Annotated in this window: 22 protein-coding genes; 14 read left to right on the top strand and 8 right to left on the bottom strand. The window is 33.4% G+C overall.

Annotated elements, in window-relative coordinates:
• Positions 1-230: 230 nt before the first annotated feature.
• From GCQ56_RS08995 to GCQ56_RS08965, 7 genes are all read left to right on the top strand, one after another.
• Positions 231-1,337 carry an efflux RND transporter periplasmic adaptor subunit gene (locus GCQ56_RS08995; RefSeq protein ID WP_152734126.1) on the top strand — a complete coding sequence of 369 codons (1,107 nt, stop codon included), beginning with the start codon at positions 231-233 and terminating at the stop codon, positions 1,335-1,337.
• Between the two features lie 67 nt (positions 1,338-1,404).
• Positions 1,405-4,533, top strand: a complete 3,129-nt coding sequence (locus GCQ56_RS08990; RefSeq protein WP_152734125.1) for an efflux RND transporter permease subunit — start codon at positions 1,405-1,407, stop codon at positions 4,531-4,533.
• A gap of 89 nt (positions 4,534-4,622) precedes the next feature.
• On the top strand, positions 4,623-5,081 hold the full coding sequence (locus GCQ56_RS08985; protein ID WP_152734124.1) for a DUF2141 domain-containing protein: 459 nt from the start codon (positions 4,623-4,625) through the stop codon (positions 5,079-5,081).
• A 139-nt stretch (positions 5,082-5,220) separates the two neighbouring features.
• Entirely contained in the window at positions 5,221-6,468 is a 1,248-nt protein-coding gene (locus GCQ56_RS08980) for a TolC family protein (RefSeq protein ID WP_152734123.1), read from the top strand.
• Between the two features lie 97 nt (positions 6,469-6,565).
• Entirely contained in the window at positions 6,566-7,366 is an 801-nt protein-coding gene (locus GCQ56_RS08975; protein ID WP_152734122.1) for a DUF6268 family outer membrane beta-barrel protein, read from the top strand.
• A 187-nt stretch (positions 7,367-7,553) separates the two neighbouring features.
• Positions 7,554-9,275 carry a histidinol-phosphatase HisJ family protein gene (locus tag GCQ56_RS08970; protein ID WP_152734121.1) on the top strand — a complete coding sequence of 574 codons (1,722 nt, stop codon included), beginning with the start codon at positions 7,554-7,556 and terminating at the stop codon, positions 9,273-9,275.
• 2 nt (positions 9,276-9,277) lie between these two features.
• A complete protein-coding gene (locus GCQ56_RS08965; RefSeq protein WP_152734120.1) occupies positions 9,278-9,781 on the top strand; it encodes a hypothetical protein in 504 nt (167 codons plus the stop codon).
• Here GCQ56_RS08965 and GCQ56_RS20610 read toward each other — a convergent pair.
• Together GCQ56_RS20610 and GCQ56_RS08960 are read right to left on the bottom strand one after the other, a co-directional pair.
• Positions 9,773-9,904: a hypothetical protein gene (locus GCQ56_RS20610; RefSeq protein ID WP_255473186.1), complete on the bottom strand. Its 132-nt coding sequence runs from the start codon at positions 9,902-9,904 to the stop codon at positions 9,773-9,775. The two genes, GCQ56_RS08965 and GCQ56_RS20610, sit on opposite strands and share 9 nt — an antisense overlap.
• A 540-nt stretch (positions 9,905-10,444) precedes the next feature.
• Positions 10,445-11,278: an NAD(P)H-binding protein gene (locus tag GCQ56_RS08960; RefSeq protein ID WP_152734119.1), complete on the bottom strand. Its 834-nt coding sequence runs from the start codon at positions 11,276-11,278 to the stop codon at positions 10,445-10,447.
• Between the two features lie 285 nt (positions 11,279-11,563).
• On the opposite strand from GCQ56_RS08960, the gene hemA reads away from it, so the two are divergent.
• The 4 genes from hemA to hemE all read left to right on the top strand — a co-directional run bounded on the left by hemA (position 11,564) and on the right by hemE (position 16,027).
• The gene (gene hemA / locus GCQ56_RS08955) at positions 11,564-12,817 is read left to right on the top strand and encodes a glutamyl-tRNA reductase (RefSeq protein ID WP_193323747.1); all 1,254 of its coding nucleotides are present in this window, start codon (positions 11,564-11,566) and stop codon (positions 12,815-12,817) included.
• 101 nt (positions 12,818-12,918) lie between these two features.
• Positions 12,919-13,845, top strand: a complete 927-nt coding sequence (gene hemC / locus GCQ56_RS08950) for a hydroxymethylbilane synthase (RefSeq protein WP_152734117.1) — start codon at positions 12,919-12,921, stop codon at positions 13,843-13,845.
• 81 nt (positions 13,846-13,926) lie between these two features.
• Positions 13,927-14,919 (top strand): porphobilinogen synthase, encoded by a 993-nt coding sequence (gene hemB / locus GCQ56_RS08945; protein WP_152734116.1) that lies wholly within the window; start codon positions 13,927-13,929, stop codon positions 14,917-14,919.
• A 76-nt stretch (positions 14,920-14,995) separates the two neighbouring features.
• On the top strand, positions 14,996-16,027 hold the full coding sequence (gene hemE, locus GCQ56_RS08940) for a uroporphyrinogen decarboxylase (RefSeq protein ID WP_152734115.1): 1,032 nt from the start codon (positions 14,996-14,998) through the stop codon (positions 16,025-16,027).
• A gap of 66 nt (positions 16,028-16,093) precedes the next feature.
• Here hemE and GCQ56_RS08935 read toward each other — a convergent pair whose 3' ends face one another.
• Positions 16,094-17,338, bottom strand: coding sequence for a GAF domain-containing sensor histidine kinase (locus GCQ56_RS08935; protein ID WP_152734114.1), 1,245 nt, complete (start codon positions 17,336-17,338; stop codon positions 16,094-16,096).
• A 135-nt stretch (positions 17,339-17,473) separates the two neighbouring features.
• On the bottom strand, positions 17,474-18,142 hold the full coding sequence (locus GCQ56_RS08930) for a hypothetical protein (protein ID WP_152734113.1): 669 nt from the start codon (positions 18,140-18,142) through the stop codon (positions 17,474-17,476).
• Positions 18,143-18,577: 435 nt separating this feature from the next.
• On the opposite strand from GCQ56_RS08930, the gene GCQ56_RS20275 reads away from it, so the two are divergent.
• Positions 18,578-18,724, top strand: coding sequence for a hypothetical protein (locus tag GCQ56_RS20275; RefSeq protein WP_193323753.1), 147 nt, complete (start codon positions 18,578-18,580; stop codon positions 18,722-18,724).
• 78 nt (positions 18,725-18,802) lie between these two features.
• A complete protein-coding gene (locus GCQ56_RS08925; protein WP_152734112.1) occupies positions 18,803-19,261 on the top strand; it encodes a phage tail protein in 459 nt (152 codons plus the stop codon).
• 3 nt (positions 19,262-19,264) lie between these two features.
• Here the strand turns inward: GCQ56_RS08925 and GCQ56_RS08920 are convergent, their stop codons facing one another.
• The 4 genes from GCQ56_RS08920 to GCQ56_RS08905 form a co-directional block, all read right to left on the bottom strand.
• Positions 19,265-19,777, bottom strand: coding sequence for a hypothetical protein (locus tag GCQ56_RS08920; protein WP_152734111.1), 513 nt, complete (start codon positions 19,775-19,777; stop codon positions 19,265-19,267).
• 14 nt (positions 19,778-19,791) lie between these two features.
• The gene (locus GCQ56_RS08915) at positions 19,792-20,733 is read right to left on the bottom strand and encodes a pyridoxal-phosphate dependent enzyme (RefSeq protein WP_152734110.1); all 942 of its coding nucleotides are present in this window, start codon (positions 20,731-20,733) and stop codon (positions 19,792-19,794) included.
• A 129-nt stretch (positions 20,734-20,862) separates the two neighbouring features.
• A complete protein-coding gene (gene hemL / locus GCQ56_RS08910) occupies positions 20,863-22,155 on the bottom strand; it encodes a glutamate-1-semialdehyde 2,1-aminomutase (RefSeq protein WP_152734109.1) in 1,293 nt (430 codons plus the stop codon).
• An 11-nt stretch (positions 22,156-22,166) separates the two neighbouring features.
• A complete protein-coding gene (locus GCQ56_RS08905) occupies positions 22,167-22,871 on the bottom strand; it encodes a uroporphyrinogen-III synthase (RefSeq protein ID WP_152734108.1) in 705 nt (234 codons plus the stop codon).
• Positions 22,872-23,180: 309 nt separating this feature from the next.
• Between GCQ56_RS08905 and GCQ56_RS08900 the strand changes: the two genes are divergently transcribed.
• Positions 23,181-25,376, top strand: a complete 2,196-nt coding sequence (locus tag GCQ56_RS08900) for a bifunctional (p)ppGpp synthetase/guanosine-3',5'-bis(diphosphate) 3'-pyrophosphohydrolase (protein ID WP_152734107.1) — start codon at positions 23,181-23,183, stop codon at positions 25,374-25,376.
• Positions 25,377-25,416: the final 40 nt, after the last annotated feature.

Genomic DNA, 25,416 nt, shown 5'->3' with positions numbered 1-25,416 from the left:
TATTGCAAATCCTACTCTTCTAATGCGAAGCAAATAAATCTTAAGCTTATTTCAACAATTTGTCGACAAACTAAATCAGAATAAAGGCAAACAATTTAAAAATGAAGTCAAACTGAGTTAAAATACCTGATTAGGCAATTTACGGACTGAGATATTCCGCTTGTCGATATAATTTAATTAATAGCTTGTTGAGACTTATCATTGCAGCAAATACTAAAAAACTTATCAAGATGTTAAAAAAGAAAAGTGTCATACTTGGTTTACTTGTTGCTCTAAGCTTGTTTGTTGTTGCATTTGTTTTGGCAGGCATGAAAGAACCACCTCACGAAAAGAAAGAGGTAGTAAAGGTATTGCGGATTCCAGTTCAGAAAATTGAAAATGAACAAATGGAATTAAAGCATACAGTAATTGGAACCTTACAGGCGCATGAAAAAGTTGAAGTATTTGCAGAAGTGAGTGGAGTGCTGGAATTTTCGAATAAATCCTTTTTGGAAGGTATTACTTATAAAAAGGGAGAGACTTTGCTTAAAATTAATGATACACAGATGCGAACAGGTTTATATGCAAATAAGAGTAGTTTAATGACTGCTATTGCTAGTTTGCTTCCTGATCTGAAATTTGATTATCCGGATAGTTATGAAGGGTGGAAAAAATACTTAAGTGAGTTTGATGTTGAAAAACCCATAGCCTCAATTCCTCCTGCTAAAAATGATCAAGAGAAGTATTTCATAGCCAGTAAGAATATTTACAAGTCTTACTACGATATCAAATCGGAAGAAGAGTTACTTACTAAATATAATATTTATGCTCCTTTTATGGGTAGAGTAAGTGAATCGTACATAAAACCAGGCACTTTGGTGAGAACTGGACAGAAATTGGGTGAATTTATAAGTACTAATACTTATGATTTAGTTGTTGGGGTGGATCTAAACAGTTTAAAAAATATTGAGTTGGGTAATCAAGTCAAACTTTTTTCAGAAAATATTAATCAGGAATGGACTGGAAAAGTGTCAAGAATTGGAAGTAAGATTGATTCGCAAACACAAATGGTGAATGTTTATATCGCTGTGTCAGGAGACAATCTTAAAGATGGTATGTTTCTATCTGCAGATATTAGTTTGAAAACTAATATAGAAGGTGTTGAGATTCCTCGAAAACTGTTGATTGATGAATCATATGTTTATGTAATGCAAAATAATATTGTCGAAAAGCTTAAGATTGATATCGTCCAACAAAAAGAAGGATCTTTTATAACTAATAGCCTGGAAAATGGAAGTTTACTGGTATTAAAAACATCAGGAATACATAAAGGTATTAGTGGAGAGGCAGTATTGTAATAGTGAATTACTAGCATTACCAAGAGCCAATAATGATTCATCAAATTATTAATTAGACAAAGAATTAATGAAAGCTTTAGTTGCATATTTTATAAAAAATCCTTTCGCGGGAAACTTACTTGCTGTTGTTTTCTTTCTTTTAGGATGGGCAGGTATTTCTCAGTTAAATACTACTGTGATGCCTCAAATAGATCCAGGAGTAATTACTGTTACGGCAAGTTATCCAGGTGCTTCTCCAGAAGAGGTTGAAAAAGGAGTTACCCTCAAAATTGAAGATAACCTTAAGGGAATTAGTGGAATTGATAAAACAACCTCTTCTTCGACAGAGAATTTAGCAGTCATAACTGTTACAATTGAGTCAGGTTACGATGGAAACCTCGCTTTGCAGGATGTGAAAAATGCTGTTGATGGGATTAGTTCTTTCCCAGTAGGTGTTGAATCTATTAGTGTTAAAAAAAGAGAGTTTGAGCTTTTAGCTGTTAATATGACACTTAACGGTGATTTAAGTTTGAAAATTTTAAAATCATATGCTCGACAAATAGAGAATGATTTGAGAGGAATTGATGGAATCTCAAAGGTAACATTATCAGGTTTTCCAGATGAAGAGATTGAGATAAGCATCAATGAAGAGGCATTAATTGCTTATAACTTAACTTTCGATGATATTTATAGTGCTGTAGCAAATGAAAATATTGAAATTACGGGTGGCTCGATTAAAGGATCAGATGAGGAATTGAAAATTAGAGTTCGAGAAAAGAACTACTATTCTGAACTATTAAAAGGAATCATCATTCGTTCACAAAACGAAGGCGGAACCATTCGGTTGATGGATGTTTGTAAAATTAAGGATAAATGGTCGGAAACACCGAATAGAACCTATGTTGACGGTAATGCAGCAGTAAGTATTACTGTTTCTCATACTTCTCGAGAGGATATTCTTTCTATTTCGGAAAATTTAAAAATATATGCAACGGACTTCAATAGTAAGCACGAGAATGTAAAGCTGGATATCTTATTTGACAACTCTTCATCGGTAAGAACAATGCTGGATATTTTATTGGAGAATGGCTTGATGGGATTTGTTATGGTTTTAATTTTCCTGTCGTTATTCTTGAACCATCGATTATCCTTTTGGGTGGCATTGGGAATTCCAATTTCATTTTTCGGAATGTTTATGGTAGCAGCAATGTATGGTGTCACCTTGAATAAAATTTCGTTGTTTGGAATGATATTGGTCGTAGGGATTCTGGTTGATGATGGTATCGTAATTTGTGAGAATATTTTTCAACATTACGAAAAAGGAAAGTCTGCACTACAGGCTGGTATAGATGGAACTATGGAGGTTTTACCAGCAGTCTTTTCGGCTGTGCTAACAACAATTGTTGCCTTTACAGCTTTCTTTTTTATTGAAGGTAGGTTAGGACAGTTTTTTATCGAACTGGCATTTGTTGTTATTTTTGCTTTGGTTTTCTCTCTTGTTGAAGCATTCTTGATTCTGCCATCACATGTTATACATTCTAAAGCTTTAAAAAGTGATAAAAAAGTATCGAAGTTTGAGAGCTATACAACAAATGCGGTATTGTGGATTCGAAGAGTAAGTTTTGAGCCTCTTAGTCGATTTTGTATTAACAATAAGATGCTTACAATAGCAATTACATTAGGTGTGATGGCAGTAACCCTTGGAGCATATCAAGGAGGTATAATTATTAGTGGAGATAGTTCGATTGATGATACGAATTATACCAATATTGAATTGGAGATGCCAGCAGGTACGCCTGAGAGCGAAACTCTAAAATATTTGGCTATAATCGAAAAAGCAGCAATTCTAACAGGTGAGGAATTTCAAGATCAAAGCTTAACGGGTGAACCTATTATTGAGAATATCAAAACGGATCTTACATCTACTTCAGTTGGGAAAATTACAGTGTATATTTTAGGAACTGATAAAAGAGATTTTCAATCTGGCGAGTTTTCAAATGCCATAAGTAGAAATGTTGGTGAGATTCCTCAGGCAGAACGTCTTAATTTCGTTCAGGAAAGTCATTTTGGGAAGCCTATTTCTGTTTCCTTGCAAAGTAGCAATTTGGAGGAACTGGATCTGGCAAAAGAGGAGTTAAAATCAACATTATCTAAAATAGAAGGGCTTAAAAATGTTATTGATAACGATCAGTTAGGGATGCGTGAAGTCAATTTAAGCTTAAAACCTAATGCTTATAAATTAGGTTTAAACCTAAATTCTGTAACTGCTCAGGTTCGAACAGCTTTTTACGGTAAAGAAGTGCAGAGATTGCAAAGAGGAATTGATGAGGTTCGCGTTTGGGTTCGATATGAAAAAAAGGATAGATCCACTATTGGAAATCTTGAAAATATGCGGATTCGAACGACTACGGGTGGTGAGTATTTTTTAAAGGATATTGCAAATCTGGATTATGAAAGGAATCTTGTTAAAATTAATCACCTTAATGGTCAAAGAGAAATTACAATTCAGGCTGATATAACAAGTGCGAGTGTTAATCTTGGACTCATAAATGCTGAGTTAAAAGAGCATATTTTACCTACTTTAGAAGCCAAGTACTCTGGATTAAAGCACAGATTTCAGGGGAAAACTGAAGAAATGGCTAAGGCAGGAGCGTCTGGAATCCTTATTGCACCGGTGTTTTTAATATTAATATTTTCTATTGTTATTTTCACCTTTAAATCGGTTTCTCAAACCTTCTTAATCTTTACATTAATTCCATTTGGATTTATCGGAGTGGGATGGGGACACTGGATTCATGGTATTCCATTGGATATCTCTTCTTACTTGGGAATGGTTGCACTCATGGGTGTAATGGTTAATGATTCTATTGTTTTAATTAGCACATTAAATGAAAATCTCAAATCTGGTAAGGATTATATTTTATCGGTTTTCGATACAGCAGTTTCTCGATTTAGACCAATTGTATTGACATCGATTACTACAATTGTTGGATTGGCACCACTTATTGTTACAAATGATCCAGAAGCAGCAATGGTGATTCCTATGGCAATTTCGATGGCTTACGGTATGGCGGTTGCAACTTTTCTAAATTTATTATTATTACCTGTGTTATTGATTGTTGTTAACTCATTAAGACGTCGTTGGCAATATTTAAAAACAGGGGTTATGCCTTCAAGAGAAAGTGTGGAACCAGCGGTAAGGAATATGATGAATTAGTTTTTCAATTTAAATTACAAAGAGATTAAACCAATTAAAACTAATTGAGTCAATGTTGCTAGGGTTGACAGTTTTTAAAAAATGACGGAATGAAAAAAATCAAAATAATTATAATTTTTAGTCTGATATCAACTTCATTGTTTGCACAAGAAGTATTAAGCTTAGATCAGGCAGTAGCAATTACTTCGGAAAATAATAATTCAATAAATGTTCAGGTATCCGGATTGAGATCAGACAAAGGGCAAGTAATAGTAGAAATATACAGTAATGCTGACAGTTATTTAAAAAATCCTTGTTTTCGTAAAACGGTAATAATCGTGAAGGGAAAAGCAAGTGTGAATTTTGAAAGCATAAAAGCAGGAACTTATGCAATTATGTGTTTTCATGATGAAAATATCAACAATGAGTTGGATCTTAATAGTAAAGGAAGACCTATGGAAAAAGTTGGCGTTTCAAATAATGCAAAAGGATTTTTTGGACCTCCAAAATTTCAAGCCGCAAAATTCAGAATTCAAGATGAAGACATCATTCAAAATATCGAATTATAAACTTTAAATATTTGGCTTTTCAGATTTATTTGACGGGTGAAATTCTGTTATGTCTTAAGATGTAATTAATCTGATGTTAATGCCATCTTCTTTTATTAGTTTATGGAAAAGGATAAGTGAAAAATAAAATTAGTAACAAATGAAAAAGATAAGGATATTAATAGGATTCCTGATGTTTTCGACTCCATTGTTCGCTCAAGAGGCTTTAACCTTAGAATCTGCAATACAAATTGCTTTAAGCAATAATTTAAATATTAAAGTAGCTAAGAATCAGGCACAAATTTCTGATAATAATGCGACAAAAGGAAATGCAGGCTTATTACCTGCCCTAAGTGCTAGTGGAGGAGTAAATTATACCGAGTATAGTGCTGATGAAATCTCTTCATCTGGAGCATTGAATTTCTCATATACTTTGTTCGACGGTTTAGGTGGACGATATAAATATAAAATTCTTAATCTTCAGAAAGAACAAGGAGAGTTAACAGCTCGATATAACATTGAAAATACAATTGCCAATGTAATATCCAGCTTTTACCAACTAAGTAAATCTTTTGATGATTTAGAGGTTACCCAAGAAAACCTTGAAATATCAAAAGAAAGATTACGTAGAAATGAAACGAAATATGAGTTTGGAAATATTAATAAATTGGAAGTATTAAACGCGAAGGTTGATTTTAACAGAGATAGTAGCAGTTATTTAAAATCTCAACAGGTTTACGAGGAAGCTATGAGAGATATGAATGTACTATTGGGTAGAAAAGCGGAAACTACTATTCAGTTAATTCCGGACCAGACAAAATTTCAGGAGTTTAATCTAGTTCAGTTAAAAAAAATAACATTGGATCAAAATGCTGAATATTTGCTGAAAGCGAATGTATTACGTCAGGATGAAACTGCAATTAAGCAAGCCAAATCTGGACAGTTGCCATCATTAAAATTGAACTCTTCGTATTCTTATTATGAAAATAATATTGCAGGAACAAACTCAAATACACAATTAACCGGTGGACTTACAATGAGCTTTAATATTTTCGATGGAAAGAGAAAAAAGACTGAAATAGCAAATGCCAGAATTGAAAAACAAATTACTGAATATGAGTATGAGAATACCATCTTGGAATTGGAAAAAGATTTGGTAAATGCTTTTGCTGACTATCAATACAATATTAAAGTATTGACTTTGGAAGAGGATGCTTTAGAAGCTGCCCAGTTGAATTTTGATCAAACGAAAGAATACTATCAATTGGGGCAAGTAACATCAACAACATTTCGCGAGGCTCAGTTAAATTTGGTAGAAGCTAAAAATGAAAAAGCAACAGCACGTTATGATTCGAAATTATCTGAGCTCAATATTCAGAGAATTAGTGGTGTGTTATTGGAGCAATAAGATCATTTATAAATGATGAGGAAAAATGAATTTTGACCAAAGAAAAATAGTTATAATCCTGCTTATTTTACTGAACTCTAGCCCTATAAGTGCGCAAATGAAAAAGGAAATTGCAGGTTTTGACTATATCAGTTTAGGTAATAATAATTCGAAGAATAGTGTGAGATTTGACAAGTATAGAATCCGGTTTGCTATGCCCATAAGCCTAAAAAATCAGAGAAACTTATTGATAAATAAATTTGAATATGCTCAAGCAAATATATATTATCCGATTAGCGATTTAAATTTTAAAGAATTGGAACAATTTCACACAATATCTTACTCTATGGGATATATGAAGAAATTGAAAAATAATTGGGCAATGATGGGGATGATCTCACCAAGGATTTCTTCAAATTTAACATCCTCTGTTCAGTGGAATGATATTCGATTAATGGGAATGTTCATGATGATGAAAAAACTAAAGCCTAATGTAGATCTTCAATTCGGGCTTATGTATTCATCAACAACAGGAGTTCCTGCACCTTTGCCTATGTTTAGTTTGATGTGGCAATACAACGAAAAGTGGTCTTTTAACTTTGGATTTCCAAATCTTAAAATCAATTACAAAGTAGGAAATAATACAGATATTGCGGCCAATTTAACTATGGTTGGAGATAATTATACACTAAGTGAAGATTTGTATAAGGAGGAAAAAAAAATAGATAATATTCGAATCATGAACTTAGGAGGAGGTATAATGCTAACACAAAAGCTATACAAAATGCTAAAATTTAATCTTAGCTCTGGTTTTACTTTTTATCGAAAATTTGAACTCCTTAATGAAAAAGATAGCGTTAAGAAATATGATTTAGATAATGACTTATACTTAAAAATTGGTATTTCGCTTGGTCTGTGATCTAGTCGTATGATTTTTAGGTAAATAAATAACTTGTTTGATTAATCGAAGTTATTGTAGTGGGTGCTTCGATTCCCCCGTCTCTCTTTGTAGGGACGGGATTTTTTATGCATTCTATTTTCATACTTCTTTCAATTTCTAATCAAATGATTAATTTTACTCGACTATTAATCGAAACCACAACAAAATGCCACAAAATACCACAAATCAACCTGAATATTTTATTTGGGAAACCCATGGAATTCACGCTGGTACAGGAAACGATCATGTTAAACATGGTGTTGATGAGCTGGAAAAAATCACAGAATTGGCGATTGAGAAAGCTCATCCAAATATCACCTTTATCATTCATACACCCAGGTTAACCCGTTTTCGATATGCAGCAGAAAAAAGACTGGATATAAAGTTTATTCGAGGCGATAATGCCTATTTTACCTATCCCAATAAAATAGAGGAATTAAAACAGAAATACGGAGATAAAATTTGCATACGATATGGAATAGAACTAGAGTGGTTGGGTGCAGATTTGGGATTGCAATGGAATCGTTCTAAGATTTTCCAGGCTCAGAATGCAGATTTTGTGATTGCTTCACTTCATTTTTCAAAAGAAGGAATTCCTTACGATGGCTCCATAGAAGAAGCTGAAGCGCTAATAAAACTACGAGGAAGTGTTGAGAACTATTGGTTAGGATATATTGAAGAGTTGATTGAGATGGTGGATTCATCCTGGGAAATGGTTCAGGTTATTGGACATATAGATCTTCCTAAACTATTTGTACCTGTTCCAGTCCCATTGAAAGAATTGGAAACTTCAAATCATATTCTTGCTCGTAGGATGAGGTATTTATTGGAAATGATAAGTGAATACCATCTTGCTTTGGATGTTAATCTAGCTGGTATAAACAAAGGTTGTGGTATTTATCCGGATTCATCGATTCTGGAAAGAGCCAAACAGTTGGATATACCTATTTCGTTAGGAACCGATACTCATACAATTCAAAATTTGGGAAATCACTACAAGGAGGGAATTCAATATGCATATGAAGCTGGATACAAGCATTATTTGAGTTTTTCGAAGTGCATTCCCGAAAAGCGTCCATTGCGAAGTACAGGCTTTAAAGAAGAGAAGTATAAAGTAATGAATCTTGGAATTGAAATGTTGAATTTGCGCTTCGAGAATAGCAAACAAAGACGAATTCCTAAATTTTCATTTGGTGGATCTTTTAGAACCTTTCTTGAGCATCATAAAAATTCCACTTCCTTAGGCGAATTTGAGGCAATTCGTATTCGAAAAGGAAATAGATCGATTACTATTAGTAATACCATTCCTGAATCACCCAAAGATGAAGTTAAAGGTCTTTTATCTCACCATAAAGATGAACCAGGTGTTCTTTCCATGATTTTTAACGCTTTGGCTTCTGAAGAAATAAATGTAGAAACTGCTTATTTAAATTCGAATAACGATGGAACAGCCACAGCCTTTCTAACCTTATCTGGCAATGATGATTCTATAAGGGAGGCAGTTGAATTTGTTCAAGGAACCGGTGGAGATAGTTTTATAAATATTAGAGTTGGTGATAATTTTGAGATACCCAAGCTGAAAAAAGGTGAAAATTATTTATTAGAAGTTGATGGAGTTAATTTACCTATTGCAATAAATCAGCAAATGATACTTTCTGTTCATAATAATTCTTCAGGAGTTTTGTTAATTTTGCTTTCTGCTTTAGCCTCTCAGAATATAAATATTCTTAATTTACAATTGGGACATAGAGGGAATAAAGGCTACGCGATACTAGGTGTCGAAGGAAATGCACAGCTAACAAGTAATATTCTAGGCAAATTAGGTCCACAATTTTTTGAGGCAACACATCTGCATTTAAATGGAGTTAAAAATAAAAACAGGTACTGAAATTGATTACTAATAAATACAATTACGAGATTATACAGAACATTATTGAGTTCTATAAATTGCAGCCAGGTGTAAAGAATAATCACTTGGATAAACTTGAGGAGTATCTGGTTGTATTGAGCTCATTTATTTCCGATGCTTTCAATGATTTAAATGAAATTAGGAATTCAGAAGTAATTGATAATTATGAGGATATTATTGATGTATTAAACTCATACATTAACTCTGTTTCGGAAGAGATAAAAAAGATTTTTCTGGATGATAGCATTAGTATTACACCTCTTTTATACGATGATCAGTTTAATTTGAATGAGATTCAAATTATCGAATATTATAAAAAAATCAACAATGGAGATCAAAATGAAATGAATTTATCAGAGTATATAAATTCATTAGAAAACAGCTTGTATGATAAGGCTTTTGGAGAAATTTTGTGCGATTTAACTCTTTCAACGATAAAAGAAATAAATTCTGATTTGATAATTAGGGTAGAGGATTTAATGTAGATCCTGAATGTATTTTCCAAGAGATTGTCTGTTAAGAAGTTTTACAGTAAGAGGTTCTTCTTTTTCTAACTCCTTAATCATTTCAAAAGATTGCGACGAGAGAAACTCCTTAACATCGTTCATGCATGTCCATTTAGAAAGGACAATTAGTTCGTTTTCCTTTTTTGGGGTTTCATATATATCACAAGAAAGCTCTCCTCCGATTTTTCGATAATCTAAAAATCGATTGAACGCTTTTTTCCAGGAGTTAATATCCCTAGTTGGTTGTTTAATGAGTAAATAAACCATTTTATTAATAATATCTCTCTTCAGTTCTAAAGTAATTAAAATACTTAAAGAGTTTACATTAAATTGATTATAGTATTAAAATAAAGGATGATTATATCTTTTTTTAGTTTAAAAAGTAAAATCAACACTCACTTGTTTAATAAATTTTAAAACTATCATATTTTATTAATAAATCAATAAGTAGGAGCTTATTTAGACAATAAGGATTATTATACTATTTGCAGTAGAATGAGTGAGAATGAATGACAATTAAATTGTAAATGACATGTTCGCACGACGAGTTATTGCCCAAAATAAAACAATGGTATATTTCTTAAATTGCTTATGGATAATAGTATGGAGATATTCATGTGAAGTTTAACTTTGTGTTGATCATTACAATGCATCTATAGGATTTGAAAAATGAAATAAATATCCTGAGGTTTTAATTAATTTCTCTGAACTAATAATCTTAAATTGTTCTTTTGTTAATGAAAATTCTGGAAGTTCAAAACCACCAAGCTTTGCAGCATGTTTATAAAAATCTTTTCTTTTAGGATGTTCCGGACAACAAGCATTAAAGATTTCTCCCCATAATTCATTTTCAATTATATGATTTATTATTCCAATACAATCGTCCCGATGGATTAAATTAACTGGAGATTCACCATCTTTCACCTGTTTTTTTCCAGCGAAAAATCTACCTGGTTTACGATCATAACCAATTAAGCCACCAAATCTTACTATTGTAGTATCAAAAGAATCTTCTTGTTGAAACAATTCTTCAACTATTCTTAAAGCTTTTCCACTGTTTTTATCTGGAGTATCTGTGTTCAATTCATCAACAACAGAGTTTGTGTTTGCATAAACTGATGTTGAACTTACAAATATTACTTTTTTTACAGCCGAATTTTTAATAGCATTTAGCAATGAAAGCACTTGTCTCTCATGAAATTCAATAATATCATCTCTTCTTTTGGGTGGAAAATTAACAATTAAGATATCTGAATTGAAAAATTCTTTGTCAAAATCTTCATTTATTAAAGGATTCAGATAAATATGATAGGGAATGATACCGGCTTTTCTAAGCAATTTAATTCTATCTATTCCGGCAACAGAACCACTAACAGTATATTGGTTTTGTATAAAGTATTCAGCTAATGGGAGTCCTAACCATCCACAACCCAAAATACTTATCTTTTTATTTCTGTTAAAAGACGTTTTATTCATGTGTTATTATCTAAAAATATCGTTCCACAAATTTATATTTATTTTAAATGAATAAATATATTGGTAATAGGAAAATTATGAATTAATGTCGATTATTTTGGTATTTAAGATATTAAAATCCTTTTAGAGTTTTTATGGTTTTCATAAAATACAAAGTGCTTAATAATACTTGGTATACTTATTGCAAATGCAAGGATTTTTGAATTATTACCTTTATATTTGGCACTGGTTGTGGCACCAAATTATATGGCAAGTGTGCTACACCTTAAAACAAATTCCGTTTTTATGTCATTAGAAATTCGAGAAAACTTACAAAAATTATTTGTACTAGGAATTAGCTATAGAAAAACGGCTCTCGATGTAAGGGAAAAATTTTCTTTATCTGCTGAAGATCAGGAAAGTTTACTGAAGGAGGCTAAGAACAACGAAATTGAAGGTATGGTTATATTATCAACATGTAATCGTACTGAAATTTATGCGCACTCTTCACAAGTAGAGCTGATTACCAGTCTGTTTTTGAAATATTGTAAAGGAAATCGTAACGATTTTAATTGCAATGGATACACGCTTCATGGAAATGAGTGTATTCGTCACTTATATAAAGTAACTTCAGGTTTGGATTCTCAAATTATTGGAGATTTTCAAATTGTGGGTCAGGTAAAAAATGCTTATCAGCTATCTGAAAATTTAGGAATTTTAAATTCGTTTTTAACGCGTTTATTTTCTTTTGTTTTTCAGGCTAGTAAAAAGATTAAAAATACAACAGAAATTAGTAAAGGAGCAGCTTCCGTTTCTCATGCTGCAGTTCAGTATATAAAAGATAAAGTTTCAACTCTTGAAACTTGCAATTTTTTACTGTACGGAACTGGTGATATAGGAAAGGATACTTGTGGAAATTTGTTAAAACACATGAACAATCGTTCACTTACTTTAGTGAATAGAACGGTTGAAAAAGCTGAGGCTCTTGCTGCTAAATTCAATATTCAATATCAAACAATTGATAAACTAAATCAAGAGGTAAATAATTCAGAAATAATTATAGTTGCAACTGGAGCATCAAAACCAACACTTACTCTTGATCATTTTAAAGGTGTTGAATCTTGCAAGTTGGTTCTTGATTTATCGGTTCCACGTAATGTGGATAATGCAATTGATGAATTGGATAATGTTTTGGTAATTACAGTTGATGAATTGTCGAAGCATATTTCTACAGCAATAGAGCAAAGAAAAGCTTGCATTCCTGATGCTGAGAGAATTATACAAGCTTCTATAGGTGAATTTTATGGGTGGCTTGAGGTGAAATATCTTTCGCCAGTAATTGTTGCTTTAAAAGAGAATTTACAAAAAGTACAAAAGAAAGAGTTGGATTATCACAAGAACAAATTATCTAATGATGAGTTGAAAAAAGTTGAACACATCACCAATAATATTGTGAATAAGATTGCTCGTGCATGTATCAATCACTTGAAAGATCATCACAAAAAGCAATCGAGCCCAATGGAAACATTAAATATGATATTTAAAGATATGGATTCGTAAAACTGTAAAAAGCTTTCGATAAAAAGCTGTATAAACCTTGTTTTATATGGCTTTTTTATTTCTAAATCATAAGATTATTAACTACCTGAAATACCTGCAAAATGTCTGATAAAAAGAAGATTGTTGTAGCTACTCGTCCAAGTTTGCTGGCTTATACTCAAACCATGCAGACAGTTGAATTACTGCAAAAAGCGAATCCTGAAGTTGATTTTGAAGTGAAAAAATTTAGTACTCAAGGTGATAGAGTTTTAAATCGCTCCTTAACTGAATTTGGAACAACCGGACTTTTTGTAAAAGAATTAGAGCATGCTTTATTGGAAAATGAGGCTGATATTGCCATTCATAGTTTGAAAGATGTACCGAGTTTTCATCCTTCGGGATTGAAATTAGTTGCTTTTCCGGAGAGAGAAGATGTTCGTGATGTTTTCCTGAGTAGAGATGGAAGTACAATTGACGAAATGCCTAAGGGATTTGTGTTGGGAACAGGTAGTCCGAGAAGAAGAGTTCAACTGGCTGATTTGAGAAGCGATATCGAATTTAAGGAGATTCGTGGTAATATCGATACCAGAATGCAAAAGTTAATAGATGGTGAATATGATGCCATAATTTTAGCAGCTGCCGGAATGAATAGGTTGGGTAAAGAGTTCAAAGAAAATTTACTTTTAGATGTTGATCAATGTATTCCTGCAATTGGACAAGGAGCGATTGCAATTGAATGTCGTGATAATGATCCTGAAACCATTGCTATTCTCGAGAAAGTGAATCATGAGCCAACTATGAACGCAATTTTTGCCGAAAGAGCATTTATGGCTGAAATTGAAGGAGGCTGTAAATTCCCGTTGGCAGCTCATGCAGTGGTAACTGGCGAGGAATTATTTATGGTAGCTATCGTAGGAGATCTAAAAACCAATAATTTTATTGTAGAGCAGATTGAAGTTCCTGTATCTGATTCGGTACAAAAATCGAAAGAATTAGCCTCACAAATGAAAGAAACGTGTAAAGCGAAAGGAATAAATTTTTATCTTTAAAAGCCTTGTGAGAAAATAATAAGAATCAATTGATGATTGATTCAAAATATATAACAAAACAATACAAAATACACACACACTATGAGTTTACGACCACTTTTTCCGGATACCAGAATGAGAAGATTACGTTACAGTAAAGTTGTACGTGATATGATTGCTGAGACCAGTCTTTCTGCGGATGATTTAGTTATGCCACTTTTTGTTTGTCCAGGCGAGAAGGTACAAAATCCTATCAAGAGTATGCCAGGTAACGATCAGTTATCTATTGATATGTTGGTAGAGAAATGTGGTGAATTATTAGAGTCGGGAGTAAGGTCTGTTTTACTTTTTGGTATTCCTGAATCGAAAGATGAGGATGGAACTGTAGCAACACACGATCATGGAATCGTTCAGAAAGCTACTAGAGCTATTAAAGAAAAGCATCCTGAAATGTATATTATTGCTGATATCTGTAATTGCGAATATACCACACACGGACATTGTGGAACAATTGTAGATGGTGATGTAGACAATGATCAGACATTGGTAACATTAGCAGCTCAGGCAGTTTCTTTGGCTGAAGCTGGTGTAGATATGGTTGCACCAAGTGATATGATGGATGGTAGAATTGGATACATGAGAAAAGCATTGGATGAGAATTGCTTTGAGAAAATTCCTATCATGGCTTATTCTGCAAAATATGCATCAGGTTTTTATGGTCCATTCAGAGATGCAGCAGATAGTGCACCTCAGTTTGGTGATCGTTCAACTTACCAAATGGATCCACGAAATAGCGATGAAGCCATTCGTGAGGTAGAGATGGATATAGCAGAAGGAGCGGATATCGTAATGGTGAAGCCAGCTTTAAGTTACTTAGATGTAATTTATCGTACCAAACACGAATTTAATGTGCCAGTCGCTGCTTATAATGTAAGTGGAGAATTTTCGATGGTGAAAGCTGCTGAAGCGAACGATTGGATTGATGGAAAGCGTGTTATGATGGAAATCATGATGTCAATTAAAAGAGCTGGAGCAGATATCATTATCACTTATCATGCAAAAGATGTAGCTGATATTTTGAACGGTAAACTATAAAATCAATAAGGATTCTCATTTTTATGAGAATCCTTATTTTTACTACTGATTACTAACGACTAATTACTACAACTAAATGAGCCAATCAATATTTTTAGATACGATTAACGGAGTCAAAAGAGAAAGACCACCAATGTGGTTTATGCGTCAGGCGGGAAGAGTATTGCCATCGTATATGAAATTACGTGAAAAATACGGATTCAAAGAGATGATGGAAACGCCTAATTTGGCGGCTGATGTTACCATGTTGCCAATTCACGATTTAGGTGTTGATGCAGCAATCCTCTTTTCTGATATTCTGGTAATTCCTGAAGCTTTGGGAATGGAGTTAAGTTTTGAAGGGAAAGGGCCTAGTTTCGCAACTGCATTAAAGGATGTTAATGATCCATTGGATTTTCTAACAGAAAAGCCTGAAAAATTAGAGCACATCTATAAGGCTATTGATCGAATCCTGGAAATCAAGCCTGCAAATATTCCTCTGATTGGTTTTTGTGGCGGTCCGTTAACCACACTTTGTTACATGTATCAAGGATTTAGTCGCAATCAGAATTTTCCTGATTTTGTTCCAGCTATATACCGCGATAAGGAATTGATGAAGAAAGTTGTGGCTAAAATAACGGAAATGAGTATTCATTATGCATTGAAACAAGTAGAGCATGGTGTGCAGGCATTTCAGTTGTTTGAAACACATGCGGGTCTTATTCCTGTTGAATTGTATAAGGAAGTATTTTTACCGTCGGTAAAGGCAATTTTAGGTGCAGTACGCGAAAAAGGAGTGAAGACCATTTATCTTCCTAAAGGATTGGGAACAGGTATCAATATGGTAAATTACGATTTGTGTGATTGTGTTAGTGTTGATTGGCAGATGCCATTGCACGAAGTTAGAAGTATTGTAGGAGAGGAGATGATTCTACAAGGTAACTTCGATCCAAGAATCTTGGAATCTACATCAGAAGCTATTGATCGTGAATTTGAGTATTACTTGAATTATGGTAGAAAAGATCACAAATGGATTTTCAACCTGGGACATGGTTTGCTTCCATCAATTCCTGTAGAAAATGTGGAATATTTGGTGAAGAAAGTAAAAGAATCAGATTGGGGAAGATAGTGAAAATCAGATATAGAGAAATAAATACAAAGGAGAAAGTCAGCAACTTTCTCCTTTTTTAATGTCCTATTTTATGGGTAGAGTAAAATAGAAGTTAGAACCTTTACCAACTTCTGATTTCATCCAAATTTTCCCACCTAACAATTCAACAAATGCTTTAGAAATAGAAAGACCTAAACCAATTCCTCCATACAATTCACTTATGGTCTCGTTTGTTTGTGTAAATCGATTAAAGATTTCATCTTGCATATCTTCCGGTATCCCAATGCCACTATCTTTCACAAAAAATTCACAATTATTATTTTTAAAATCAATGCCAAATTCGATGGAACCATTATCAGTAAATTTAAATGCATTGTTTAGTAAATTTGTGATAATCTGGTTTACCTTAGTTTTATCAGTTTTAATTTTGTATCCTCTTAGGCTTTCAGGAATTCTCTTAATCAATACAATCTCTTTTCCATCATACTTTTGTCGGTAAATATCTTCAAGATCTTGTAATAATGAATCGAGACATGTATCCTCGATATTAACTTTTTGCTGATCTGTTTCAATTGCAGATACGGTTAGAATATCAGATACAATCGAAAGTAATTGATCTGAGTTTTTTATAATAATCGAAGAAAAATAATCTCTTTTTTCGTTAGTTAGGTTGGGCAAAGTTAAAAGTTCAGAAAATCCGACGACTGCATTTAAAGGAGTTCTAATTTCATGAGAGATATTTTGCAGAAAAGCTGATTTTAATCGATTTCCTTCCTCAGCTTTTTCTTTTGCTTTCTGTAAGGCGTTGTTTTGTTCCTTAAGCTGCTTTTGTTGTTCATTAATGGTATTAATCATTTCAGAGGATTGAAGCTCAAATGACGTAACTAAAGCCAGGTCTAATTCGATCACTTGTTTAAATTGTAAAAGAATTTTTTCATGTAGTGCAGAAAAATGATTCTCCTTATCATCCAAAATACATATTGTTCCAAAAGGTGAATTATCAGGATAGAATATTGGGTATCCCAGGTAAGCAATCATTCCGAGTTTAATATCGGGATTTTGATCCCAGTCTTTATTTATTAAAGCATTTGAAATCAGAAGTTTTTCTTTCGATTTGATTACTGTTTCGCAATATAAACCATGCCAATCTTCTTTGTCACCAACTTTATATGGATTATTTTTCGAATTACTAGTTATAAATACTTCCATTTGTTGATTTGCTGCTTTCATGATTAAAGCAGCAGGAATGGATAATAGATCAGCAAGCAAATCGGCAATTCCTTGCCATTTATCAAGCATCCATTTAGGCATCTGTATAGATTCTTTCATAATACACTAATAAATATCGGCAAATTTATTATCACGAGATAAATTTTAAATTCAATATTGTTTTAATTTATGACTGTTTGATTATAAAAATAGTAATGTGGAATAAATTAAAGCCAATTTACATTAAAGTTTTATTTAAATTGGTAAAATATATGGTTCGTTAAGTTCAATTTTACCTGTGAAATCCTGACTTTTTGAAAATCCATAAAAAGGAGCAATTCTGTACTTGAAATAATCTTCCTCTTCTTCTTCTGTCATCCATATTAAATTGTTCTTGTATTTTTTCAAGATATCATGATTGTATGCTCCTAGCTGCACTGCATAACGATAAGGATAATTCTTTTCTTGAAGTTTTTCTCGGCTTCTATAAATAGAATCAGTTAGAATTTGGCTTGCAGGTAAGTTCATTTGATTCAAAGCTTTACAGAATTTTTTCGCATTTTCCATGTTTTTGAACTGCGCCAAAGGATATGAATTTTCATTGGCAAAATATACTGTATAGTATACAATTGTAGGTAATTGAGTCTTTTGGGTTTTAGTTGGCGTTTTTACTTTTTTAGGAGGAATTATTTCTTTCTTATCATTCTTAACAATTGATTTCTCCAAAGGTATTTTGCTCTGTTTGAGATAGAGAAAAGAACCAATGATACAAAGTAAACAGATGAATAATACTCTATAGAATACAATTATCTTTCTTTTTCTTTTAAGTGTATTTGTAAGTCTATCCAGCTCGTTATTAATTGCATTATCTCTTAGCAATTTTTTTTCTTCTTCGGTCACCAAAAAATCTTTTTCCTTCACCATTAATATCTATTCTGAAATTTCTTAATTGTACAATATGCAAATTAGTGATATTTTACTGATAAATAAAAAATTATTAGGAATTTTGTTTGTTAGTGTTAATGTAATTATGGTTTTTTGATTGGATAAAACTAAGAGTATTGTGTTTGTGGTGCTGTAAATATCAATATGTAAGATCCTTATGTGATGTGAAATGTAGTTAAGTGACGACTTAAATGAAAAGTTAATAAATTAATGTTAATTTTAAAATTGAATTTTCTTGTAATGTGATTTAATTAATATGTTATTAAAAGATATGCTTAAATTGATGTAATTGACTATATTTAAAACGTGTAATTCTTAATTATAGGAACATTGAAAATATCTGAGTCTTATATTGAAGAAAAAAATCCTTTTTCTAATTCTTAAGTGTATGCAGGTATATCAGTGACCGCAATCGTGAGTTATACAGAAAAATCTGAAAATGGGAGCAAGGGCTGGGTGACAGGAGCAGTTTCTGATGATGCATTTAGTGTTTATGTTGGTTTAAATGAAACAATGATATCTGAGAATTATAATATTGGTTGCTATCACAAGACCAGCTAAATTTATTGAGATTACTTTTCAGCAACAGATGCAGAAATCATAAGACAAAAGGAATTATAAATTTTAAATAAAATAGTTATGGCAGATGATGGATCAGCTCAATCAACAAATGTATGGCCAATGCCAAAATTTCATTTTGAAGTTAAATGGGATTGCGAGGTAATGTCCTTTCAAGAAGTTTCCGGACTCGATACAGAAGCACAACCAATAGAATACAGACATGGTGATAGCCCAGAATTTTCAACGATTAAAATACCGTGTATTAAAAAAACTGGTAATGTGACAATGAAAAAGGGGATCTTTAAATCTGACAATAAATTTTGGGATTGGTATTCTCAAATTAAAATGAATACGATAAAGCGCGTGTCTGTAACGATCAGTTTATTAGATGAAGGTGGTGATCCTACAATGGTCTGGGTATTGGAAAATGCCTGGCCAACAAAAATAACTGGTACCGATTTAAAATCGGATGGTAATGAAGTTGCTATAGAAACGATTGAAATAGCATACGAAGGAATAACAATTTCGAATGGATAGAACTTAGGAGGTATTTATTTTCTTTAAAATTTTCCTTCCTCTTGAGCAAAAGCCAGCGGTGCCATTTTCCATTTGTTCTTCAATAATAAGAGCCAGTTCATTTTTAATGTCTGGTTCTTTTTGTGAGAAATTGTAGAGGATTTGCATGGCATGAACTTTTACAGCAATAGCAGTTGTCGATGAAATTAATAAGTCGAAACAGCGATTGATAAAATCCCCCGAGATGTTCCTAGGGAGAGGTTCTGAACTGATTAATTTTAAGTATTGCCTTTGTTTGCTTTCGTTTTCGAGTGTAGGAATCAGTTTTATCATTTTGGGAATATAAGGACGAACCAATTCTGGCGCAATATCATAAACTTTATCCATTAACCAAGTGGAACGCCAGGAGTGTTTTTGATCACTAATACAAATTTCCCATAAAGCTTGAATGTGTTTAGGATCTTCGGCAATGCTTTGGGCAACTAATTCAGCTTCTTTCTTAATGGGAAAGGGATCAAGTAATTTTCCTAAATCCATGAATCATTAATAATTTAAAATGGCAATTTGCTTAGCTGTACATTACCACCAGAAAGGATGACTCCAATTTTCTTTCCCTGATATTTTTCTTTGTGCTTTACTAATGCAGCAAGCGCGACGGCACTCGATGGTTCAACAATAAGTTTCATTCGCTCCCAAATTAATCGCATAGCTTCAATTATTTCGTTTTCTTCAACACGAACAATCTCTTTTACATGCTCCTTAATTATTGGGAAAGTTTTATCTCCTAAGGATGTTAGCAATCCATCAGCTATGGTTTTAGGATTGGTTTGAGGAACAATTTCACCTTTCTGAAGCGATTGCCATGCATCATCAGCACCCATTGGTTCACCAGCGATTACTTGTGTTTGTGATGAAAAATGATGTGCTGCCAAAGCGGTTCCTGCAAGTAATCCACCACCACCAACTGGTGCAAAAAGAGTATCTAAATCGTCATGTTCTTCAAATAATTCCATTGCAGCCGTTCCTTGCCCTTGTATTACCTGATAATCATTATAAGGATGAAGAAAAATAGCACCAGTTTTATTCACTACCTCATTTAAGGTTGTTTCTCGGGCTTCTAAAGTTGGTATACATTCAATTACTTCACCACCGTAGCCTTTTACCGCAGTTTTCTTAATTTCTGGAGCGTTCGATGGCATTACCACATATGCCTTTATGCCTTGCAATTTTGCAGCTAAAGCCAATGCTTGAGCGAAATTACCCGATGAATGAGTCGCAACGCCAAATTCTCTCTCTGTTTTTGTCAATTGAAGAATGGCATTGGTTGCGCCACGCATTTTAAAAGCACCCATTTTCTGAAAATTCTCACACTTAAAATAGATTTCAGCTCCGACAATTTCGTTGATTAGCTGAGAACTCATAACAGGAGTTCTGTGAATAAATGGCTTTATTCTTTTGTGGGTTTCTAGTAAGTGTTCTTTCGTTATAATCATTTCGCTGGGGTTTGGTTAGGTTTGTATGCCAAATGTTTCTCAAATTATGGCAGAAATACTAATTTCTAAAGGAGTCTTAGTATAGAGTATTATTGAGAGTCTCACTTAGAGCGAGACCCTCAAGAGTTTTTATTTCATTGCTTCTAAAGATTCTTTAGCTGCCTGAATGGTTTTATCCAACATTTCGTAAGTTAATGAATTAGATAAGAAATAACTTTCGAAAGATGAAGGTGGAAGGTAAATACCTCTTTTCAACATTTCATGGAAAAATTTAGGAAACTTTTCATTATTGGCTGTTGCTGCTGTATCAAAATCTACAACTTCAGTATCTGTAAAGAATACGCTGATCATAGAGCCGCATCGATTGATTTTATAATCGAATCCAGATTCAGTCAATACTTTATCCAATCCTTTGTGAAGATATTCGGTTTTATCAGCAAGTTCAGTAAAATATTGAGGATTCTCATTCAACTCTTTTAATAGAGTATATCCTGCTATCATAGCAATTGGATTTCCAGATAAAGTTCCAGCTTGATAAACTGGACCCACAGGAGAAACTACTTTCATAATTTCATCAGGACCAGCATAAGCACCTACCGGCATTCCACCTCCAATTACTTTACCAAAGGTGACCAAATCGGCTTTCACACCAAAATATTCCTGAGCACCACCTTTTCCTAAGCGGAAGCCCGACATTACTTCATCAAATATCAATAGAATGCCTTCTTTATCGCAAAGTTCACGTAGATCTTCCAAAAATCCTTTCTTAGGAAGTACACATCCCATGTTACCAGCAATGGCTTCAATTATAATAGCGGCAACTTCACTTTTATTTTCTTCTACTAATTGTTTTACCGCTTCTATATCATTGTACTTTGCCGTTAAAGTGTCATTAGCAGTTCCAGGAGTAACGCCGGGGGAATTTGGTACACCAAAGGTACTGGCTCCACTACCTGCCTTAATCAAAAATGAATCAGCATGTCCGTGATAACAACCTTCGAATTTGATAAATTTATTTCGTCCGGTATATCCTCTGGCAACACGAATTGCACTCATACATGCTTCCGTTCCCGAGTTTACCATTCTTACTTTATCGATATTTGGAACCATATCAACAATTAACTTGGCAATATCAATTTCTAAGGCTGTAGGTGCGCCAAATGAGGTTGAATCTTCAACCTTAGCCTTAATTGCATCAATAACTTTAGGGTATGCATGTCCTAAGATCATTGGCCCCCATGACGAAATGTAGTCGATATATTCGTTTCCATCAGCATCAGTAAGAATACTTCCTTTTGCTTTTTCGATAAAAACAGGAGTCCCACCTACCGAATTAAAAGCTCTAACAGGCGAATTTACTCCTCCTGGAATGTATTTGTTTGCTTCATCGAAAAGTTCAGAACTTCTTTTGTACTGGTACATAGTGTGTTATTTTATGAGTTTAAATATTCATTACAAATTTCAAGCATGGAGTAGATGTTAGCCTTTTCAGACATTACGACATGCTCGGTATAATCTAATAGCTTAACTGCGGATGAATTGCCAATGGCAATGCATGGAACAGGACTTTTAAGCTTGTATTTTTTAAAAAAACTAACAATTGCACTTGGACTGCAAAAGCAAATGGCATCAAAATTATCAACATCAATTTCAGGTTGAATTAAGCTAGTTTTGTAGCACTCAATTTCTTCATAGGTTAAATCATTTTCTGTAAAGAAATTAACGATCGTATTTTTCCGAATATTACCTGAGAAATAAATGTAGCTTTCCGCTTTGTTTTTCTCTAACAATTCAACCAAAGCCCTTGCATTATGAGTTGATGGAACTATGGCTTGCAAACCAATTTTGGATAGTTCTTCTGCTGTTTTTTTTCCAACTGCATAAACCTTGTGGTTCTCATCAAGAACTAATTTAGATAGAATCGGTGCAAGACTCTTTACTGCATTCCGACTTGTAAATATCCATTCGGCTTTCGATTCTGATTCAAGTAATTCAATTTCTCTTTGCCCGAGAGTGTTAATTTTTATATCAATAAAGGCATGATCGCTTAATTGAAGTCCAATTTTATTACCGAAATCATAATGACCATCCGATAAGTTTCTTGTAAAAAGTATACGATTTGAATCAGTTGAGTACATTCGCTATTTTTTGCTTCCTGAGCTAACAAATTTAGCAAATCCGTGCAGTTTTTTGCATACCTATCAGAATAAAATGGCAATGAATTGATAATGAGATAAACTAGAATGTCTGCTATTTTTTTTGTAAATTCTATAATGTTTTAAATACGTTAAAAAGTATTAATCCACTTGTCATTATTTAATAGCTTTTATACTTTTAGTGAGCTAAAAAAACGACATGCTTTATGTCGATTAATTTTAAGACAGGGCTTATAACATTTTTCGTAAAAATGCCGATGTGTGAATATTTCTTGTTTAAGTGAGAAAATTATGACAGAATTCAATAGAGAAGAAGAAAGAAGGCAAATATTATATAGGTATAAACACTTACTTAAGACCTGTAGGAACATTGTTTCCAGAGCAGATATCAAATTGGTAAGAAAAGCTTTTGATTTAAGCTTACAAGATCATGAGGGGGAAAGAAGAAGTAATGGTGATCCTGCTATCTACCGCTCACTTTCTGTAGCTCAAATAGTTGTTGAAGAATTAGGATTAGGGAGAACATCAGTTATTTGTGCTCTTTTATATGATATCGTTCAGAAAGAACATGTCAATATTGATGAAGTTACCGAATTATTTGGTTCTAAAGTGGCACAAATTATTACTGGTCTTGTTAAGGTAACTGATATTTACAATCAGGGATTAACTCAGCATTCCGAAAATTTTAGAAAGTTATTATTGAGCTTTGCAGACGATGTGCGAGTGGTTTTAATCATTTTAGCTGATCGTTTATTCCATTTGCGTAATATGGAGCACAAGCCTAAGCAAGAACAAATTGATTTGGCTAAAGAAATTGAATTTCTTTACATTCCTTTGGCTCACCGCTTGGGCATGTATAATGTGAAGTCTGATATGGAAGATTTGGCTTTGCGTTATTTGAAACCAGAGATTTATTTCGAGATTGTTCAAAAACTTAAGGATACGGAAGAACAGCGTGCTCAGTTCATTCATGATTTTGTTGATCCTATCAAAAACGAACTTGATTCGCAAGGAATAAAATATAAGATTAAGGCTCGAACTAAAACCATAGCTTCTATTCTTCATAAAATGAAGAAAAAGCAGGTGGAGTTTGAGGAAGTTTATGATATTTTCGCGATTCGTATTATTTTAAAAGCTTCAGCAAAGAAAGAGAAATCGGAGTGCTGGAAAGTCTACTCTGCAGTAAGCGATTTGTATCGCCCAAATCCAGAACGCTTGAGAGATTGGATTACAATACCAAAATCAAATGGATATGAATCATTACATACAACGGTATTGGGTCCTCAAAATCGTTGGGTAGAAGTACAGATTCGTTCGAAGCGAATGAATAAGATTGCAGAGCAAGGATTCGCGGCGCACTGGAAATACAAAGGTGGTAAAGGAGAGGGTGGACTTGACAATTGGTTGCAGGATATTCGTGAGGTATTGGAAAGTCAGGAAAGCAATTCAATTGATTTGATTGATAAGTTTAAAGCTGATCTATATAATAAAGAGATATATGTTTTTACACCAAAAGGTGATTTAAAACAACTGCCTTCCGGTGCAACCTTACTCGATTTTGCCTATTCAATTCACTCCGATTTAGGGGGGAAATGTATTGGAGGAACGGTAAATCAAAAAAATGTTTCCATTCGTCAGGTGTTAAAAAATGGGGATCAGGTTGCTATTACCACTTCCAACTCTCAAAAGCCAAAACCAGATTGGTTGAACTTTGTAATTTCTAACAAAGCGAAGAACAAGATTCGCCAGTCGATGAAAGAAGAAATGCTTAAGGAAGCTGATCTCGGAAAAGAGACACTTAAGCGAAGGATGAAGAATTGGAAGATTGAGTTTTGCGATGAAAATACGCGAAAGTTAATGGCAGAGTACAAGTACAAATTGGCTGTAGATTTGTATTATGGTATTGCCACTGAAATTCATGATTTATCTGAAATTAAGGAGGTTTTAACTCGAGAAGAAAAGGAAGAAGAAGTACTTGCTCCGGAAGAAATGCCGGATTATAGCAAGAGAAAAGTGGAAGGTGAGGGCGAAGATGTCTTAATTGTAGATCAAACCATTGCCAATGTAGATTATACTCTTGCAAAATGTTGCAATCCAATTTTTGGTGATGATATTTTTGGTTTTGTGACCATAGGTAAAGGCATACGAATTCACCGTTTGGGATGTTCAAATGCCAAGGAAATGCAGAGCAGATATCCTTACCGGGTTGTGAAAGCCAATTGGACAGAAAAAGGTGCTGCATCTTACCAAGCAATTCTTCATATTACAGGCGACGATGAATTGGGAATGATTACCAATATTTCAGAAGTAATCACCAAAGATTTACGCGTGCAAATGAGATCTATCTCGGTAGAATCAAATGCAGGAACTTTCGAAGGGCATTTAACGGTTGTAGTTTCTAATACGGATCATTTGAATACTTTGATTGTGAAATTGAAAAGGTTGAAAGGAGTTCATCGTGTTTCTCGTTACGATACGGTGGCTTAAACAATGAATAATCATCAGTAAACAGTTATTAGTTTGAGAC

This window comes from Marinifilum sp. N1E240, from assembly GCF_009295825.1.
Classification (GTDB): Bacteria; Bacteroidota; Bacteroidia; order Bacteroidales; family Marinifilaceae; genus Marinifilum_A; species Marinifilum_A sediminis.
Note: the sequence above shows the minus strand (reverse complement) of the source record. Positions and strands in the feature narration are given on the sequence as shown.

Coding starts and splice junctions, on each gene's coding strand:
- GCQ56_RS08995 (WP_152734126.1), top strand. CDS start 231: ATGTTAAAAAAGAAAAGTGTCATACTTGGTTTACTTGTTGCTCTAAGC.
- GCQ56_RS08990 (WP_152734125.1), top strand. CDS start 1,405: ATGAAAGCTTTAGTTGCATATTTTATAAAAAATCCTTTCGCGGGAAAC.
- GCQ56_RS08985 (WP_152734124.1), top strand. CDS start 4,623: ATGAAAAAAATCAAAATAATTATAATTTTTAGTCTGATATCAACTTCA.
- GCQ56_RS08980 (WP_152734123.1), top strand. CDS start 5,221: ATGAAAAAGATAAGGATATTAATAGGATTCCTGATGTTTTCGACTCCA.
- GCQ56_RS08975 (WP_152734122.1), top strand. CDS start 6,566: ATGAAAAAGGAAATTGCAGGTTTTGACTATATCAGTTTAGGTAATAAT.
- GCQ56_RS08970 (WP_152734121.1), top strand. CDS start 7,554: ATGCCACAAAATACCACAAATCAACCTGAATATTTTATTTGGGAAACC.
- GCQ56_RS20610 (WP_255473186.1), bottom strand. CDS start 9,904: ATGAACGATGTTAAGGAGTTTCTCTCGTCGCAATCTTTTGAAATGATT.
- GCQ56_RS08960 (WP_152734119.1), bottom strand. CDS start 11,278: ATGAATAAAACGTCTTTTAACAGAAATAAAAAGATAAGTATTTTGGGT.
- hemA (WP_193323747.1), top strand. CDS start 11,564: ATGTCATTAGAAATTCGAGAAAACTTACAAAAATTATTTGTACTAGGA.
- hemC (WP_152734117.1), top strand. CDS start 12,919: ATGTCTGATAAAAAGAAGATTGTTGTAGCTACTCGTCCAAGTTTGCTG.
- hemB (WP_152734116.1), top strand. CDS start 13,927: ATGAGTTTACGACCACTTTTTCCGGATACCAGAATGAGAAGATTACGT.
- hemE (WP_152734115.1), top strand. CDS start 14,996: ATGAGCCAATCAATATTTTTAGATACGATTAACGGAGTCAAAAGAGAA.
- GCQ56_RS08935 (WP_152734114.1), bottom strand. CDS start 17,338: ATGAAAGAATCTATACAGATGCCTAAATGGATGCTTGATAAATGGCAA.
- GCQ56_RS08930 (WP_152734113.1), bottom strand. CDS start 18,142: ATGGTGAAGGAAAAAGATTTTTTGGTGACCGAAGAAGAAAAAAAATTG.
- GCQ56_RS08925 (WP_152734112.1), top strand. CDS start 18,803: ATGGCAGATGATGGATCAGCTCAATCAACAAATGTATGGCCAATGCCA.
- GCQ56_RS08920 (WP_152734111.1), bottom strand. CDS start 19,777: ATGGATTTAGGAAAATTACTTGATCCCTTTCCCATTAAGAAAGAAGCT.
- GCQ56_RS08915 (WP_152734110.1), bottom strand. CDS start 20,733: ATGATTATAACGAAAGAACACTTACTAGAAACCCACAAAAGAATAAAG.
- hemL (WP_152734109.1), bottom strand. CDS start 22,155: ATGTACCAGTACAAAAGAAGTTCTGAACTTTTCGATGAAGCAAACAAA.
- GCQ56_RS08905 (WP_152734108.1), bottom strand. CDS start 22,871: ATGTACTCAACTGATTCAAATCGTATACTTTTTACAAGAAACTTATCG.
- GCQ56_RS08900 (WP_152734107.1), top strand. CDS start 23,181: ATGACAGAATTCAATAGAGAAGAAGAAAGAAGGCAAATATTATATAGG.